11 protein-coding genes are annotated in these 17290 nt (G+C 52.2%); 7 read left to right on the forward strand and 4 right to left on the reverse strand.

What is annotated here, in order from left to right:
* Window positions 1–50: 50 nt before the first annotated feature.
* From treF to DCW36_RS14350, 4 genes are all read right to left on the reverse strand, one after another.
* On the reverse strand, window positions 51–1664 hold the full coding sequence (treF, locus tag DCW36_RS14335) for an alpha,alpha-trehalase TreF (RefSeq protein ID WP_114782812.1): 1614 nt from the start codon (window positions 1662–1664) through the stop codon (window positions 51–53).
* A 200-nt stretch (window positions 1665–1864) separates the two neighbouring features.
* Window positions 1865–2968: an outer membrane beta-barrel protein gene (locus tag DCW36_RS14340; protein ID WP_114782813.1), complete on the reverse strand. Its 1104-nt coding sequence runs from the start codon at window positions 2966–2968 to the stop codon at window positions 1865–1867.
* A gap of 10 nt (window positions 2969–2978) precedes the next feature.
* Window positions 2979–3851, reverse strand: a complete 873-nt coding sequence (locus DCW36_RS14345) for a hypothetical protein (RefSeq protein ID WP_114782814.1) — start codon at window positions 3849–3851, stop codon at window positions 2979–2981.
* Between the two features lie 12 nt (window positions 3852–3863).
* Window positions 3864–4397, reverse strand: coding sequence for an RNA polymerase sigma factor (locus tag DCW36_RS14350; protein WP_114782815.1), 534 nt, complete (start codon window positions 4395–4397; stop codon window positions 3864–3866).
* 592 nt (window positions 4398–4989) lie between these two features.
* Here DCW36_RS14350 and DCW36_RS14355 point away from each other — a divergent pair.
* The 7 genes from DCW36_RS14355 to DCW36_RS14385 all read left to right on the forward strand — a co-directional run bounded on the left by DCW36_RS14355 (window position 4990) and on the right by DCW36_RS14385 (window position 17253).
* Window positions 4990–5430, forward strand: a complete 441-nt coding sequence (locus DCW36_RS14355; RefSeq protein WP_164891141.1) for an OsmC family protein — start codon at window positions 4990–4992, stop codon at window positions 5428–5430.
* Between the two features lie 229 nt (window positions 5431–5659).
* Window positions 5660–6979 carry a type IX secretion system plug protein gene (locus tag DCW36_RS14360; RefSeq protein WP_114782817.1) on the forward strand — a complete coding sequence of 440 codons (1320 nt, stop codon included), beginning with the start codon at window positions 5660–5662 and terminating at the stop codon, window positions 6977–6979.
* Between the two features lie 532 nt (window positions 6980–7511).
* Window positions 7512–9122 carry a DUF6377 domain-containing protein gene (locus tag DCW36_RS14365; protein ID WP_164891142.1) on the forward strand — a complete coding sequence of 537 codons (1611 nt, stop codon included), beginning with the start codon at window positions 7512–7514 and terminating at the stop codon, window positions 9120–9122.
* A 172-nt stretch (window positions 9123–9294) separates the two neighbouring features.
* Window positions 9295–10047, forward strand: a complete 753-nt coding sequence (locus tag DCW36_RS14370) for a 3-keto-disaccharide hydrolase (protein ID WP_240676187.1) — start codon at window positions 9295–9297, stop codon at window positions 10045–10047.
* A 972-nt stretch (window positions 10048–11019) separates the two neighbouring features.
* On the forward strand, window positions 11020–14112 hold the full coding sequence (locus DCW36_RS14375) for a SusC/RagA family TonB-linked outer membrane protein (RefSeq protein ID WP_114782830.1): 3093 nt from the start codon (window positions 11020–11022) through the stop codon (window positions 14110–14112).
* A gap of 20 nt (window positions 14113–14132) precedes the next feature.
* Window positions 14133–15608, forward strand: a complete 1476-nt coding sequence (locus DCW36_RS14380) for a RagB/SusD family nutrient uptake outer membrane protein (RefSeq protein ID WP_114782820.1) — start codon at window positions 14133–14135, stop codon at window positions 15606–15608.
* Between the two features lie 163 nt (window positions 15609–15771).
* Window positions 15772–17253, forward strand: coding sequence for a SusF/SusE family outer membrane protein (locus tag DCW36_RS14385; protein WP_114782821.1), 1482 nt, complete (start codon window positions 15772–15774; stop codon window positions 17251–17253).
* Window positions 17254–17290: the final 37 nt, after the last annotated feature.

Genomic DNA, 17290 nt, shown 5'->3' on the forward strand with positions numbered 1-17290 from the left:
GTGGTGGCTGCAGCAGAATAAAAAATTATTAAGGACAGCTTTGATCCGCACTATTTCTTCCCTGCCTGCGACACAAGCAGCCTGAGCAGCACGCCGTTGGTCCAGCCGAAACCGTCCTGGGTCGGATACTCGCCGCCGCCTGCTTCGAGGGTGGTATTTTCTACATTGTATTTTTCTACCAGCTTTCCGGTGCTTTTAAACACGCTGGTGTTCAGGTTGATCCAGTTGGTGGCAATGCTGTCGGCGAGGGCGGTGTGATTGTAGTTGCGGAGGCCCATGATGCTGATCCACTGCAAAGGTGCCCAGCCGTTAGGAGCGTCCCATTGCTGGCCGGTGTGGCTGAGGGTGGTAACGAGTCCGCCAGGCTTCAGGAAGTCTTTTTGCAGCCTATTGGCAACTGCTTCGGCCTGTTGCTTGTCGGCCATCCGGAAGTAAAGCGGAAAGGCAGCGGCCAGGGTGGGGATGCCGGAAACAGCGTCCTGGGTAAAGTCATAATCGAAAAAGAAGTTGTCTTTCGGACTCCAGCAGTAGCGGAGCAAGGCTTTTTTTCGGGCTTCTGCTCGTTTACGGAACAGTCGTTCTTCTTTGCGGTTGTTGTTTAGTTTCGCGGCCTGTGCCAGCGTCAGTTCGGTGTGGTACAGGAGCGCGTTCAGGTCAACAGGAATCAGTTCGACCGTGCGGATGGTGCGGAGGTTCTGGCCATCGGCGAACCAGCGGCTGCTGAAGTCCCAGCCCGATTCGGCAGCGGCTTTCAGGTTGCGGTACACTTCTTCCTTGTTCCGGCCCGACTCCTGCGCCAGGTGCACATCCTCTTTGTAGGCTTCCGGACGCGGCGTGGGTTTATCGTCCCAGTAGCGGTTCAGGATGCTGCCGTCCTGCAGGCGCACTACACGCCGGTGAGCAGGATTCGCTGTTGTCAGCGTTTCGGCGCCCTCCATCCAGAAGTCGTACTCCTGGCGCAGGGCCGGTGCGTATTTGGCAAGAATGCTGTTGCCTCTTTCGTAAGCTAAAATGCCCAGCATCAGGGCGAAGAACGGCGGCTGCGAACGGGTGACATAGTAAGTGCGGTTGCCGTTGGGGATATGCCCGGTTTTTTGGATGAGGTAAGCGAAATTATCGACCATATATTCGATCAGCTCCACCTCCGAGCTTGCCTGCAGCCCCAGCATGGTAAAGTACGTGTCCCAGTAATAAATTTCCCGGAAACGGCCGCCCGGTACGATGTACGGATTAGGCAAGGGAATGAGCGAGCTGCTGTCGGAGCCGCGCTCGCGGGTGAGTACCGGCCACAGCTTCTCGATATGCTGCACCACTGATTGGCTGGTATCTGAGTGAAAATTAGTGGCAGGGGTAGGAGGAAGCCGGAAGTATTTTAAGACAAAGGCATCCAGGTCAAAGCCCGGTTGGTTCTTTTGCTGGCGGTAAGCCTGCAGGATAACGTCGGGAGCGGCCAGCGGGGTGCAGTCGACAAAGGTTTTGGAATCGGGGAAAACGGGTTTCAGCTGTACAGCCTCAAACAGTTCGCCCAGTTGCTCGTGTGGCCTGAACTGCGCCTGCAGCGGAAAACTGATCCAGAGCAGGAAGAGGAAAAGCGGGAGTAATTTTCTATAGAGGTGGTGTGTCGCGTTGGCTTGTTTCATGAAGCGGGGTAAGGAATGGAACATGAAATTTATCTACGGGCTAAACGGATGTTCTGCTGCTTTTGCTGCCGGAAATCCGTGCTTTGGCAGGTCCGGGATTTACGTGAAGTTAATTTTTTATTTCAAAAGCGGGAAGCCATAAAGCAAAATGTCATCCTGATAGATCTTGTAAGCGCTCACAAGATCCGTTCAGGATGACAAAAAAAGGAAAAAATAAGTCGGTATTACAACAACCTGAAGCCGAAGCTGAGCACATTCATTTCGGGGCCGCGGTTGTCTTTAAACAGGCCGTTCATGTTGTATTTGGCAAAAAGCTGCAGATCGCCGTAGCCGATCACCCCGATTAAGCCATACTGAAAGTCGCTGAGGTTGTAGCTGCTGCGGCCTTTTTCTTTGATGGAATTACCGTTTTGGTGGTACTTCAGTTTGGAATGGCTGCCCAGGCGGTAGCCTGCAAAACCACCTGCACCAATTGTAAAGCCTTCTTTTCCTTTCGGGTTTTTAAACTGCAGTACCGGCATCAGGGGCAGGTTTATCGAGGAGTGCGTCAGCTTGCTTTTTTCGTAGCTGATGTCTGTTGCTCTTCTGAAAAAAGCCACGTCTTCGTCTTCTTCGATTACCGCATTCCGGTCGAACATGTAATTGTTGAAAGCAAACTCCAGCCCCGACACCAGATACAGCGGGCTCCTGCTGCCGCCCACCCGTGATTTCAGGCGCCAGTTCAGGCTGACATAGCGCGAGCCGAGTGGTTTCAGGTCGGGTATAAACTCATCGCTCTCCTTGTTTACAAATGTGTTTACGCCCAGGTCAACATCGAAACCGAAGTTGGAAGGTTTGTCCTTTTTTATTTTTTCTGTTTTGGTGCTGTCGGTTCGGGAGGTGGAAATTTTTACTTTGGAGTCGTCGCCTTCGCCCTCTACTTCCACATCTATCTTTATTTTGTTGTTTATCCGGATTTCATGCCGTTCGGTTTTTTTAGTCCCGTCCTGGCCGGTTTCCTGAACGATGATCGTAACTTTCTCGGGGTCGCCGCCGGGCTCGGTGGAGCCAAGTGTCACGGTCATTTCTTTGGAGCCGGGAGCACTTTTATCCATTTCTTCCGTGTACTTGATCAGGACGGTAATGAGCGAATCGAGGCTGTAGTTCCGGAAAGACTTCAGCTGTTCCATGTTGTCGAGTTGCAGCACCATTTTGGCGCCGTTGGCCATTTTTACCACTATGGTATCCTGGGTTGGGAGGGGTTGGTTTGGGGTAAATCTGCCTTTGGCAGACACACCGGTAGCGGCAGCCATGAAAATGGCTATGATAACAGGTACTATTCTTTTCATAATTTTGGGATTAGAGATTGATTACTTTTGAAAATTTTTGTTTGCCGATCTGTGTTTCCAGCTCAATCCTGCTGGCGTTGATGCCAAGGTCGGAGAGGTCGACCGGTTCCCCGGAAGTGAGGTTTCGGGCCTGCCGGAAAATGCCTTTTGCCAGCCGCTGTTTCTTTTCAAAACCCGACAGTTCTTCTTCTGCTTCTGCCGCAGGAGCGGAGGCTACTTCCGGAGACGGAGAACGTTTGATGATGATCTCCACCGGCTGCGCGTTCAGGTCAGGTTGGGAGGCGGCAAGGGCGATGGGCGTAACTGGCTGCGCAGCTACAGCAGCTACATCGGTTGGTGTAGTTGGCTCGACTGTCGGAATACTGAGCGCCAGCGTTTGCATGGGAGCAGCCTGCTTCACCGGCTGTTGACCTTCGTGCTGCACCTGCTTGGTGTCCGTTGCCTTTGGCGTAGCGTGTGTTCCTGTTTTAGCAGGAGCAGCGGCTATGGTGGCAGGTGCAGCAGTATTTTTTAACCTGATTTCGGCCGCTTCCGTGGCTTCAGGTTGCTTTGCTGCTATTGTTTCTGTTGCTGGTGCAGGTGTTTTCACAGCGGGAGCTGCTTTGGTGGCGGCTACCTCAGTATGCGCAATCTTGATGTCTGCAGCAGGCAGGTTGTAGCGCAGGTGGAAGAAAACCATGGTAGCCGTGAGCAGCACCGTGACAGCTGCCGCCATGCCATAGTAGCTTTTCCTCCAAAGCATTACCGGTTTTTTCTCCTGCTGCTGTACCGGCATTTCCGTTTCCATCCGGTCCTGCAGCCGGTTCCAGAGGTCGGCGGGTGGCGTAGGAGCTGCGTTTTTCAGCCGCTCTCCGAATAGTTTATCGATGTCGTGTGTTTCCATTTTTCCTCCTTTTTAACTTGCAATAGCTTCCTGCCTGTTTAACCTGCGTTGCAGCATGGCGCGGGCCTTGCTCAGCTGCGATTTCGAGGTGCCTTCGGTAATATCCAGCATTTCGGCTATTTCCTTATGCGAATACCCTTCGATGGCGTACAGGTTAAACACCGCCCGGTAGCCGGCCGGCAGTGACTGCAACAGTTTAACAAGCTCTTCTTCTGCCAGTTCCTCGTCGGCGGTGCCCACACCGGCTACCTGGATGTGGCTGTCGTCGATGGCCAGGTGCAGCGGCTCTTTTTTCCGTAAGAAAGCCAGCGCCTCGTTTACCATCACCCGTCGTACCCAGCCTTCAAAACTTCCTTTTGCTTCGTATTGCCCGATGTGCTGGTAGATCTTCATAAAGCCATTCAGCAGCGCTTCCTCCGCATCGAACTGGTTTTTCAGGTAGCGGAGGCAAACCCCGTACATAGGCGACGCAAAGCGTTCGTAAAGGCATTTCTGCGCTTTACTGTCTGCCTGCTGGCAACCTGCTATCAGTTCTGGTTCAGTCACGCCGGGTAAAGTTTTTTCAGATGCTGGGTATTTTTGTTTCCGGAGCGCTTTTGCTGCTCTCTGTCCTTTAGATGTAAAACCCGTGGCGGAGGTTGCCTGGGTTTTTATAAATTTCTGATTTTTATCCGAAAAATTTGCAAATGCATCTTAATGTATTGAGGCTCAATACGAAAAAAATATGAAAGGAGGAGCTTACGGCAAAGCCGGTGGAAAGGAAAAGCTGCGGGAAGGGTGGGTGGGGCTGCAAGTGCAATTCATAAACGCCATAAAAAATATAAGGCAGCGACTCCACTCTCTCTTTTGGTGACGCTGCCTTAATATCTTTGAAAATATGAAATCTTCAACTTTTAGCCATTCTTTTATACGGCGCCCGGTTGCAGCAGGTTATATTCTTTTATAAAATTTGCTGATTTTTTTCGGGTAAGGCAGTGGTGGCGGCTGCAGCATCCTGCTGGTCGAAACGATTCTGCCCGCGGAGGAGGCGGCTGGTGCAATACTGGCAGCGACAGAATTTTGGCCGGAACGTGGCGCTTTTCGCGCACTCCCGTATAGAACAGAAAAATGAGCAGAAACAAAGTTAAAGACTATGGGAATGAGCGGAACAGTGATTGTGAGCGCAGACAGTACTGCGGGTTATGTTGCCAACATCGAGGCGGCGAATCAGCATTTGGTAATTGATGAATCGGACCTGGAGCAGGGCGAGAAAAACGGGCCGGACCCGTTCGATTACATCATGAGTTCGCTGGGCGCCTGTACGGTAGTTACGCTGCACATGTACGCAAAACGCAAAAACTGGCCCCTGGAGCGGGCGGAGGTCCGGATGCAGCACCAGGTGGTAAACGTCGAAGACCCGGAGCTTCCGAATGTAAAAGAGAAGCGGATGCAGATAACCAAAGAACTTATTCTGACCGGCGACCTGAGCCCGGAGCAACGCGAGCGGCTGGAGTACATTTCCGGCAGGTGCCCGGTGCAGCGCGTGCTGGAATCGGGGGTGGTGGTGAAAACGGTGCTGGCTGATTCGCCTGCTGCCTGAGAAAATATTCCTGCTTCAGGTTCTCGACCTGGAGCTTTTCTTCTTTTTTAAGGAGCAAAGGCAATGGTCGCAACAGCAGACAATTTTCCCACCTGATCAGCTTTGTAGCCGGAGGTCCGGCAGGTGCGGGTATTTTGCATTCGGTTTGCCGGCTTTCAACTTTTGAGTATCTTAGTAGCTCACCAATCCGGGCAGTGGCGTTTGCGGTTACGTCCGGCTATCTACGTTCATGCTAAAACAAGCGATCCGACAACTCATTGTAGCTGCTGTCCTGGCCGTTGGTGTTACAGCCTGCGTTCCGCTGGAGCAACAGCAGGGCTATGGCAGCAGCGCCGCGCAGGTGGCCATCCGGTACGAAGATTATGTATACAACCAGAGCATTAAAACGGTGCAGTGCTACCTGGCAACCGGTGTGCCCGACCAGGTGCTGGAGCCGCCGGTGCAGTCGCTGCGGCAGGAGCAGGCAATCATGCTGGAGTTCGACCGCCTGAATGCCGGACCGCAGCGGCTGGTAGCAAAAATGGTGCACTGCAATGCCGACTGGACGCCCTCCGGCCTCAACGAAACGCAGTACCTGAACGAGTTTAACGAATTTTTTATCACCGATGTGCAGAACTCGGTGAGTACGCGGGTGCCGTATGTGCATTACCGTTTCCGGGTGCCACGCGTAAAGCTCAGTGGCAACTACCTGCTGCAGGTGTCGGAAGAGGGGGGAAGCCTGCTCATCACCCGCCGCATCCTCATTTACCAGGACCTGGTGACGGTGGTGGCGAAGTTGGGAAACCCCACCGGGCCGACAGGTCGTTTCTCGCGGCAGCCCGTCGAGTTTAATATCTTTTACAAAGATTACGAACTGATCAATCCGGCGCAGGAAGTAAAAGCAATCATGCGCCAGAACCACCGCTGGGACAATGCCAAGCTTTACCCCAAACCCACGTTTATCCGCGACGATGTGCGGCGGCTTGAATATGTTTTCTTTGAGCCAAAAGACCACTTCCTGGGCTTAAGCGAGTTCCGGCCTTTCGACACCCGCAGTATCCGGTTTAACGGTATCGGGGTGGCGAGCATCAACCTGGATGTGACGCCTGTTCTGGTAAACCTGGAGCCCGACCGCAACCGCCAGGGCTTAGCCTACAGCCAGGACCCGGATGTTAACGGAAAGCTGCTCATCAATAACCGGGAGTACGGCAACGGGGAAGTAAACGGCGACTACACCTATGTGGATTTCCTGCTGCGGACGCCGGAGGAGCCTACCGGGAGTGTCTACATCCTGGGCGGGCTAACAGACTGGAAACTCGACAACGAAGCCCGCATGCGCTACAATGCCGAGCTGCAGGGATACGTAGGGCGCCTGTTCCTGAAGCAGGGTTATTATAATTATTACTATGCGTTTAAGCCCGCCAACAGTCCCGAGGCCGACGCCGCCCATTTTGAAGGCAGCCACTTCAGCACGAACAATATCTATGATATTCTTATCTATTACCGCCCGCCTGGCTCCCGTGCCGACCTGCTGATCGGGTACGAGGAGATTATTTTTAACAAGCGGTAAGTGTCAATAGGTGGTTTTTTCTGAAGAATGCCGGCTGCTGAAGGTGGTAAAGAGGCAGCGCAGAAGTAATACCAAATAACCTATTCCATAAAAAACACTCCTTTTGTCATCTCGAAGGGATCTCGTGAGCCAGCTGCACTTAGGCCAGCTACAAGAAGGTTTAAAATGGAGGATCCTTTTAGCTAACCAATGTGCAGTTCGCCCACAAGATCCCTTCGGGATGACAACGGGGAATGGTTTGTGGAACTGAGTAAATACTATTTGGTATAACAAACACTGAAGCATTTTACCCTCCACACCGGTTGTCCATGGTGTAGTGTGTTTAATATGTTAAGTAGGTTGTTCTGAGCCGGCACATCACTGCCCCTGCCACCACAGTCTTTGCTCCTCAAAAGCAGTTTTTGGCAAACGTTTACACAGACCAAATTCATTTTTCGGGGAAAAATAATGCGTAAAAACAGCTGCTAAGCTTTTTTTGCTGCCAGGATGTAATTAATTTGGCAAAACCTATACGCTATCAGAAGTCTCGAACATGAAGGGTGGTTTTCTCCTGTTTCTTTTGCTAACCTTTTTTTGCGCACCAGTAAGAGTGGCAGGTGCCGGCACAGACAGTCTGTTGCATGCGCTCAGCCAAACCATCCAAAACAGGGAAACCTATACCGAACAAAAGAAGGAGCGGATACGCGAACTGAAACAGGTGCTGAAGAACGTGGGAGACATTTCGCCGCAGCAGCAGTTTACCATCTATAACAAACTCTACAACGAGTACAGAACCTTCCAGTACGATTCGGCTTTTACCTATGCCATGAAGCTGCAGCAAACAGCGCGGCAACTGAATGATCCGGTGAAAGAAACATTTTCCAAACTCAAGCTAAGCCACACGCTGTTATCGTCGGGCATGTACAAAGAGGCGTTGGACTCGTTGAATACGGTGCAGCCAGCACCCATGCCCGACAGCCTTAAAGCAGATTACTATGCCCTGATGGCCCGTGCCTACTACGACCTGTCCGGCTACACCCAGGACAGGTATTACACCAGCCGCTACATACAGACCGGTGAAAACTACGCAGACTCGGCCCTCGCGCTGCTGAGCCCGAATACGCTGCAGTTTTATGCCCTGCGGGGCATGAAACGTGAAATTGCACTTGAAACCGAAAAAGCGAAAGCCGATTTCCAGGCGATTATTGACAAGTTTAATCCCACGCTCAACCAGTACGCCATGGCGGCCAACTCGCTGGGCAACTACTACTACAAAGAGGGCAACGTAGACAAAGCCATTGAGATGATGGCAAAAGCAGCCATTGCCGATATGAAAGCGTCGGTAAACGAAGGCGTAGCCCTAATGACGCTGGCGGAATTCCTCTACAACACCGGCGACGAAAACCGGGCGTATGAATACATAAAGCAGGCGCTCGAAAATGCCGAGTACTATGGCGCCAAACAGCGCAAGATTCAGGTGGCCGCCATTCTGCCGGTTATCGAGGGGGAGCGGCTGACGACGGTAGAGGGGCAGCGGAGCCGCCTGGTGGTTTATGCGGTTGTAGTTACCTTACTTTCGGTGCTGGTTATCGTGTTTGCGTTTATCATTTTCCGGCAGCTCCGGCAGCTGCGGGAGGCAAAGCAAACAGTAACGGAGTCCAATACCAAACTGCAGGAAGTAAACGAGCGCCTGCTCGAAGCCAACCTTATCAAGGAAGAATACATCGGCTATTCCTTTAACATGTACTCCGAATACATTGATAAGATGGAGAAGTTCAAGAAGGCGCTGGACAGGAAAGTAATGGCGAAAAAGTACGACGAGCTGAACCACGTCATGAAATCCCTGAACCTGAAGAAGGAGCGGGAGGCGCTGTACCTGAGTTTCGACAAGATTTTCCTGAAGCTGTTCCCGAATTTTGTGCCGGCTTTCAATTCCTTTTTCAAAGAAGAAGACCGCATCATTCCCAAAGACGAGCAGTCGCTGACGATCGAGCTGCGCATTTTTGCCCTGATCCGGATCGGCATCAACGACCATGAGCAGATAGCCCGCATCCTGGAATATTCCGTCAACACCATATACACTTACAAATCAAAAGTAAAAAACCGGTCCATTCTGCCAAACGAGGAATTTGAGAAGCGGGTGATGGAGATTAAAGCCTTTTAGGGGCTTGTGTTCTATCCGGAAATCTGAAATTTACCAGGAACGAATGATTGTTAGGATAAATCCTTATATTAGCAGCGAACGATACACGCAGCTCCTGTTAAGAAACATGTCCAGACGCAACACCCTTCAAACAATACTCGCAAACCTGCTTTTTTGCGCACTCCTTGCTTTAGTGGCAGGCTGTACTGCCGGTAACCATAAAACTGCCGAAGAGGAGTGGGTTTCGCTATTCAACGGCAAAGACCTGGACGACTGGATCGTAAAAATCCACCACCACGACGTTGGCGATAATTACGGCAATACCTTCCGGGTAGAGGACGGGCTGCTGAAAGTGCGTTACGACCAGTACCAGGAGTTTAATGAACGCTTTGGCCACCTGTACTACAAGCAGCCTTATTCGCGTTACCACCTGGTGGTGGAGTACCGGTTTGCTGAGCCCTGGCGCGAGGATGCGCCCTCCTACACCAAAAGAAACAGCGGCATCATGTTCCATTCCCAGGACCCGCGCACCATGCCCCGGGAGCAGGACTGGCCTATTTCCGTTGAATTTCAGTTGCTGGCAAGTCTTGAAGACGGGAAGCCGCGGCCAACCGGCAATATGTGCTCCCCCGGAACAGAAGTAATCTACGAAGGTAAAATGGACCCCAGGCACTGCATCAATTCCAGTTCCAAAACATACGATGTAAACGAATGGGTGCGTGCCGAGCTGATCGTGTTGGGCGATTCTCTGGTAAAGCACATCATCAACGGCGATACGGTGCTGCAGTACACCAAACCGCAGATAGGCGGGGGTGTGGTAAACAGGTACGACCCCACACACAAACAGGACGGGAAGCTGCTGTCAGAAGGTTTCATCGCCTTGCAAAGCGAAGGCCAGCCCATCGATTTCCGGAAAGTTGAGATCCGGAACCTGGAGCACAAGTAACGGTAATACCAAAAATCAGGCTTTCTGTTAGCCAAAAAACTGTACTGCACCTGCCACCACTTCCACTGCTCCTCATAATTTGCAGGTGTAGGTATAGGTCGCGCTTCAATGCCCTCGACTTAAGCGACTGATTTAACGCAGGATGGTTCCTTTGTCCCCCTTTGAAGGCTAATCTTGTAGGGAAAAAATGGAATAATAAAATAATTCCTGCCGCAAGTTTGAGCGCAGCGGTAACTTGTGGCTATATATGGTGCCAGTTTTCAACTGGCGTAGCTGAAAATTCGTGCTTTTGTAACCACGCCAGTTACAAACTGGTCTCATGGACAACCACCAGTTACCGCTGCGCTCCAACTGGCGGTATGTATCTATGAATATGTCAATAGGCATAGTATAAGGATTAATATTTCCCCTACAAGCTTAGCTTCAAAGGGGGACTTTTTCTCCTTATCTATTTTAGTTCCTTATGTTAATAGCACTGGGTCTCGACCTGCCTCTGCCATATTTAAACCTTTGTTACTCCCGTCCCCCATTCCCTCCCTTCAGGAAACTTAAAATCACACCCCTCATTTCCCCGAATTGCTTCGGGATCTTCTACATCACTACCAGCAACGGTTCAGAAAAACTGCAGCACCTGCCACCATTCCCGCTGCAGCACCCGGAAGAGAAAAAGGCTTGTGTTGTAACACCAGAGTTTAAGCCATTCAAATGCAGGGATTTTGCCGTTTTTCAGGCCATAACACCTTCATATTGAGCCTATATTTTAGAAGCTTTTGTGTATAGTTAATTAATTGATTATTAAATACTTAAATAGGTAAAACAGGTAATATTTTCTATATTTTGCGTGTATTAATTGAAGTTCATAACAGATGCCTGCAATTTTGTATTGTTAACGATTGTTAGTTAACTGACCCGCGGAAGAACATTAAACCTTATTGACAACTAATGCTAAACCACTACAAGAACCTATTCCTTATGAAGAATACTTTAACAAACCGGCTGCAGCGGGTAAGGCGCTGCAGGTTCCACGCTTCAAACCCGGGACAACCCGCAACCAAAAGGTTGGGTGTTGTTTCGTTGTTGCTTTTTTTCCTGTTGCTTACCCTGCCGGCCCTGGCACAGAACGGGCGCAAACTGAGCGGTACCGTTACAGACAATTCCGGCACAGGCATGCCCGGCGTAACAGTAGTCGTAAAAGGTACTTCCGTTGGAACGGCCACTGACCTCGATGGTAACTATGCGTTACTAATTCCTGCAGGTTCAGAAAACGGGACGCTTGTGTTTTCATATGTAGGCTACACCACACAGGAAGTAGCCATAGGCAACCAGTCTACTCTCAACGTGAGCCTGGCCCCGGATACAAAAGCCCTCGACGAGGTCGTGGTGATTGGCTACGGTACCCAGAGCAAAAAAGACCTCACCGGCTCGGTGGCTTCTGTTAAACCGGAAGACCTGAAGTCGCTGCCGGTGCCAAGCGTTAGCGATGCCATCCAGGGACGTGCGGCCGGGGTGCAGGTCATAACATCAGGTACGCCGGGCTCCGACGCAACATTCCGGGTGCGCGGCATTGGTACCATCAACAACTCAGACCCGCTGCTGGTAATAGACGGCATCCCGACCATGGGTGGCCTGAATCAGCTGAACCCGAACGATATCGAGTCGATACAGGTACTCAAAGATGCTTCGGCTACGGCTATTTATGGTTCCAGGGGGGCTAACGGGGTGGTAATCGTAACTACCAAGCGGGGCAAAGGCAAAAAGAACAGCCTGAGCTTCGACCATTTCACCGGCATACAGGAGGCTACCAATCTGCCCCAGATGCTGAACGCTGCCCAGTTTGCGGCCCTGCACAACGAGATGCTGGCCAACAACGGCAGACTGCAGAACCCGGCTTTTGCCGACCCGGCTTACCTGGGCACTGGCACCGACTGGCTGGGCGAGCTTTTCCGCACGGCGCCAATGCGCAGCTACACCCTGTCCTATACCGGCAGCAGCGAAAAATCAAATTACTATGTGTCGGGTAACGTTTTTGACCAGGACGGCGTGGTGATTAACACAGGCTACAAGCGTTATACCGCCCAGTTTAACTCCGACCACCGCGTGTTCGACAGGCTACGCTTTGGCAATAACCTGACCCTGAACCACGACATCAAAACCAGCGGCAACTACAGCATCCGCAATGCCATGGCAGCCCTGCCCACCCAACCCGTGTTTGACCCGGACGGCAGCTATGCAGGTCCTACCGGGCAGGCCATCTGGTCAGGCGACATCCTAAACCCCATCGGGCAGGCCCGCCTGATTGATAACACTACCAAGGGCTACAACCTGATTGGCTCCGTATACGGCGAAGTGGATATCCTGAACGAGCTGCGTTTAAAATCCAGCCTGGGTATGCAGGCCAACATCTGGGACAGCAGGACCTGGGCGCCGGCTTACAATTGGGAACCAACACCCGAACCGGACGCTTTCCTGTCGCAGCAGTCGAACAAGAGCTTTACCTGGCTCTGGGACAACACCCTGACCTACGACAAGTTTTTCAACGACGTGCACCATGTAACGGCCATGTTGGGTACGAGTGCGCAGGAAAATTCCTACTCCAACATGAGCGGCACCCGGAAAGGGTTCATCAGCGAGAGTATCCCACAGTTCAGCAACGCCATTCAGCCGCCAACCTTGGGCGGTGGGGCCAACGACTGGTCGCTGCTTTCGTACATGGCGCGCCTGAACTATGGCTACAACGATAAATACCTGGTTACGGGTACGATTCGCCGCGATGGTTCTTCGAGGTTTGGCAGCGAGAACAAGTGGGGCTGGTTCCCGTCCGCTTCCGTGGCCTGGCGGGTTTCCGAGGAAGAATTTTTAAACGATGTTTCTTTCCTGAACGATTTAAAAGTACGGGCAGGTTACGGCGTAACAGGTAACCAGGAAATTGGCAACTATGCGTTTGCTTCGTTCCTGAACACCGGCCAGTACGATTTTAATGGCAACATAGTGCCTACGGTGGCGCCGGTGGTCATGCCGAACCCCTACGTGCAGTGGGAAACCGTGAAGCAGGCCAATGCTGGTTTTGATGCATCGTTCTTTAACAGCCGTGTAAATGTAACCCTCGATGCCTACCTGAAAAACACAACGGGTATGCTGGTGCCGATGGCAGTTCCTGTTATCACAGGTTACTCCGATATTTTTGTGCCGTCCATTAACGCCGGTAAAATGCAGAACAAAGGAGTAGAACTGGCTATTAATACGAACAACCTGACGGGTAAAGCCCTCACCTGGACCACCGACTTCAACATCTCTTACAATGTAAACAAAGTGATAAGCCTGAACGATTCGATCCCGATGACCAGCGGAAGTATCGGGTTTAATTACAACCTGGCCCGTATCCAGAACAACATGCCGATAAACTACTTCTACGGCTTCAGGACAAACGGCATTTTCCAGACGGAAGAAGAAGTGGATGCTTATGCGACGCAGGTTTCAGGCGCTGATCCGTTCAACCGTACTTCCCCAGGCGATATCCGGTTTGCAGACCTGGACGAGGATGGCGTGATTACCGATGCCGACCGTACCTTCCTCGGCAATCCGAATTCGAAATTCATCTTCGCCCTTAACAACAGCTTTAAGTACAAGGGCATCGACCTGGCTGTCTTTATGCAGGGTATTTCCGGAAACAAGATTTTCAACGCCAACCGCATCTGGACAGAAGGCATGGCCGTGGCCCAGAACCAGAGCATCGAAACGCTAAACCGCTGGAATGGCGAAGGCACCAGCAACAGCATGCCGCGTGCGGTCTTCAACGACCCGAACAAGAACACCCGTGTTTCGGACCGTTACATCGAGGATGGTTCTTACCTGCGCATCAAAAACCTGACGCTGGGCTATACCTTCCCGAGCCAGTTAACAGAGCGTATCAAGATGGCTTCTGCCCGGGTATATTTCTCGGCCCAGAACCTGCACACCTTCACCAACTACAGCGGCATAGACCCGGAAGTACCCGGAAACGGCATCGACTTTAACGTGTACCCCGTGACGAGAACCCTGAGCGTGGGCGTGAACATTGGATTTTAATTTTTATTGAAGACACAGATATGAAACTGACAAAATATTTTCTGGCAGTACTCTTAGTAGGTGCACTAACCAGTTGCGGAGATGACTTCTTAGACAAAGCTCCTAAAGATTCGATTAACACCTCCAACTTTTTTGCAACCGAAGCCGATGCGATTGCCGCTATAAACGGCGCTTACCAGCCCCTGCAGTGGCCCAAGCTCTACAACATGCGTATCTGGACCACCGATATTATGGCCGGAAACAGCATAGTAGGTGCCGGTGGGGGAGACGACGGACGCGAAACGCAGGACATGGCCAATTTCGTGACCGCTACCGATAATCCCGGCGTACTCGATCTCTGGCGCGGTCCCTGGCCCGGCATCCTCAGGGCTAACCTGGTGTTGCAGAAGGTGCCAGCCATGAACATAAACGAAGACCTGAAAAACAGGATAATCGGTGAGGCCAAATTCCTAAGAGCGCATTATTATTTTCTGCTCGTTCGCTTGTTTGGGGATGTGCCGATTTATACGGAGCCGCAGGATATAAACGGCGACATTCGCCCGGCAAGAAGACCTGCTGCTGATGTGTACCAGCTCATTATTGAAGATTTAACGGACGCAAAGGACCTGTTGCCACGAAAAGAAGAGTATAGCGGGGCCAATATAGGACGTGCCTCTAAGGGTGCGGCTGCCGGCATGCTGGCGAAAGTTTACCTGACGCTGGGCCAGTGGCAGAAAACTGTGGACATGGCCAACGAGGTGGAAGCCTTAGGCTATGCGCTGAACGAGCGATACGAGCAGAACTTCGATCCGATGCAGGAGAACTCCGTGGAGTCGCTGTTCGAGGTGCAGTACCAGGGCAAAACCAGCTTCGACTTCTGGGGCAACGACAACCAGGCCTCCTGGGTGAGTACTTTCACCGGGCCACGTAACGCCAACATGGTAGCCGGCGGTTATGGCTGGAACCAGCCAACGCAGGAATTCGTGAACGCCTACGAGCCGGGTGACGCCCGCAAAGAGGCCACCGTGCTGTACGAAGGCGGTCCGGCTTTCGACGGACAAGAATACCGCAGCTCTTACTCCGCCACGGGCTACAACCTGCGCAAGTTCCTGGTAGCCAAAACCGTTTCGCCGGCATACGATACCAACCCGCTCAACTTCCCGATACTGCGTTATGCGGATGTGCTGCTCATGAAAGCGGAAGCGCTGAATGAACTGGGCAGAACCGAAGAGGCGGAGGAGCCGCTGAACAAAGTGCGTGAGCGAGCCAACCTGGCGCCTGTCGATAATTTGTCGCAGGGCGAGTTCCGCGAAAAAGTGCTGCACGAACGGCGTATGGAACTGGCCTTCGAGGGCCACCGCTGGTTCGACCTGATTCGGGTAAACGACGGCCAGTACGGCATCGATTTCCTGCGCTCGATAGGTAAAACCAATGCTTCGGCCAAGCACCTGCTCTTCCCGATTCCGCAGAAAGAACGCGATACCAACCCGAACCTGTCGCAGAATACAGGCTATTAGCAGGTTTCTGCAGCTGTTACCATTGCCTCAGCTCCTGGCTAATGTCAGCTGAATCAGCAGAAGTGAACAGGATTTTTAGCTGCTTTTGAGGTGCAGTGGCCATGGTGGCTGGTGCAGCAAAGTTCATTTATCAAAAAGTATAAAAGGTAATTCATGAAATCATATGAAAAATAACGTACTCAATTCTTCCATAGTGATGGGGCTGCTCCGGAAGAGCATTTCGTCAGGCTCCGTGCTCCTGCTGCTTTTCGCCTCCTTATTCCTGGCCTCCTGCGACCCGGAGGAAGAAGCGGTGATGCCTGTCAAGGCCTCTACCCCGGTGCTTTCTGCCTCGTCGGATGCGCTGGTGCTGAACCAGAAAAATATAAACAAAGCCGGGCTTACCTTTGAGTGGACGCCGGGTACGAATCGAGGCACCAACACCGCCATCGACTACACCCTGCAACTCGATAAGAAAGGAAATAACTTTGCCACTCCTGTCGAATACAAGCTCGGGCGGGCGGTTTATTCCAACAGCCTGTCGGTGGGTGCACTGCACGAGTTGCTGACCACCAGGTTTGGTGTTGCACCAGGAACCGCCGGCGAACTGGAAGCCCGCCTGGTGTCTGCCCCGGCAACTACAGCGCTTGCGCCTGAGTTTTCAAACACCGTAACGGTGTCGATTACCCCCTACATACCGGTTACCCCAACCCTTTACCTGCTCGGCAGCGCCACGCCAAACGGCTGGAATACCGGCAACGCCACCCCGCTGACCGTTAGCAGCACCGACCCTACCGTCTTTACCTACACCGGCCCCTTGTCGGTTGGTGAGTTCAAATTCATTACCACCCTCGGGCAGTTCCTGCCATCCTATAACAAAGGAACTGCAGCCAACCAACTGGTACTGCGTACCGACGACAGCCAGCCGGATGAGAAGTTCAGTATTACAAAGGCTGCCACCTACAAGGTAACCGTTAATTTAGCCGACCTTTCGGTTGCCATTGCAGAACAGGCCGGTCCTCCGTACAGCAGGCTTTGGGTGGTAGGCGATGCCGCGCCAACTGGCTGGGACCTGGACAATGCCGCTGAAATGACAAAAAGTGCTTCCGACCCCTTTGTGTTTACCTTTACAGATTACCTAAAGGCAGGAGAACTGAAAATAGCAACCGCCAAAGACTGGGGCGCCCCGTTCTACAGGCCGACGGTGGCAGATGCACCCACCACCAGTACTGCTGTGCAGGTATCGGCTGGCGACCCGGATTACAAATGGAAAATTGCCCAGGCCGGCGTTTACAAAGTTACCCTGAACCTGCGCACCATGACCATTGCCTTTGCCCCGGTAGAGTTGTACCTGGTTGGCGATGCCGGCCCCAATGGGTGGAACATCGAATCGCCTGCGCCCATGAGCAAAAGCGGCAGTGTGTACACGTACACCGGTCCGCTTACCCCCGGCGAGCTAAAGATTTCCATGTTCAAAGGCGACTGGTGCGGTGGCGACTGGATTAACGCGGCCACTGCCAATCAGGCTATTACGAATGGCAGTTACATCACTACTTCCGGCTGCGAAGGACCCGATAATAAATGGCGTGTAACCGATGCTACAGCCGGCAATTATACAGTTTCGGTAGACCTTGCTGCCAAAACAATGACCATCGTGCGTCAGTAATCTTTATCACTGCTGCAGAACAAGGTGTTTTTTGTCC

The organism is Botryobacter ruber, assembly GCF_003347595.2.
Taxonomy (GTDB): Bacteria; Bacteroidota; Bacteroidia; order Cytophagales; family Hymenobacteraceae; genus Pontibacter; species Pontibacter ruber_A.

What these genes read in the sequence shown, in the direction of transcription:
- treF (WP_114782812.1), bottom strand. Translation starts at nt 1,664, where the DNA reads ATGTTCCATTCCTTACCCCGCTTCATGAAACAAGCCAACGCGACACAC.
- DCW36_RS14340 (WP_114782813.1), bottom strand. Translation starts at nt 2,968, where the DNA reads ATGAAAAGAATAGTACCTGTTATCATAGCCATTTTCATGGCTGCCGCT.
- DCW36_RS14345 (WP_114782814.1), bottom strand. Translation starts at nt 3,851, where the DNA reads ATGGAAACACACGACATCGATAAACTATTCGGAGAGCGGCTGAAAAAC.
- DCW36_RS14355 (WP_164891141.1), top strand. Translation starts at nt 4,990, where the DNA reads ATGAGCGGAACAGTGATTGTGAGCGCAGACAGTACTGCGGGTTATGTT.
- DCW36_RS14360 (WP_114782817.1), top strand. Translation starts at nt 5,660, where the DNA reads ATGCTAAAACAAGCGATCCGACAACTCATTGTAGCTGCTGTCCTGGCC.
- DCW36_RS14365 (WP_164891142.1), top strand. Translation starts at nt 7,512, where the DNA reads ATGAAGGGTGGTTTTCTCCTGTTTCTTTTGCTAACCTTTTTTTGCGCA.
- DCW36_RS14375 (WP_114782830.1), top strand. Translation starts at nt 11,020, where the DNA reads ATGAAGAATACTTTAACAAACCGGCTGCAGCGGGTAAGGCGCTGCAGG.
- DCW36_RS14380 (WP_114782820.1), top strand. Translation starts at nt 14,133, where the DNA reads ATGAAACTGACAAAATATTTTCTGGCAGTACTCTTAGTAGGTGCACTA.
- DCW36_RS14385 (WP_114782821.1), top strand. Translation starts at nt 15,772, where the DNA reads ATGAAAAATAACGTACTCAATTCTTCCATAGTGATGGGGCTGCTCCGG.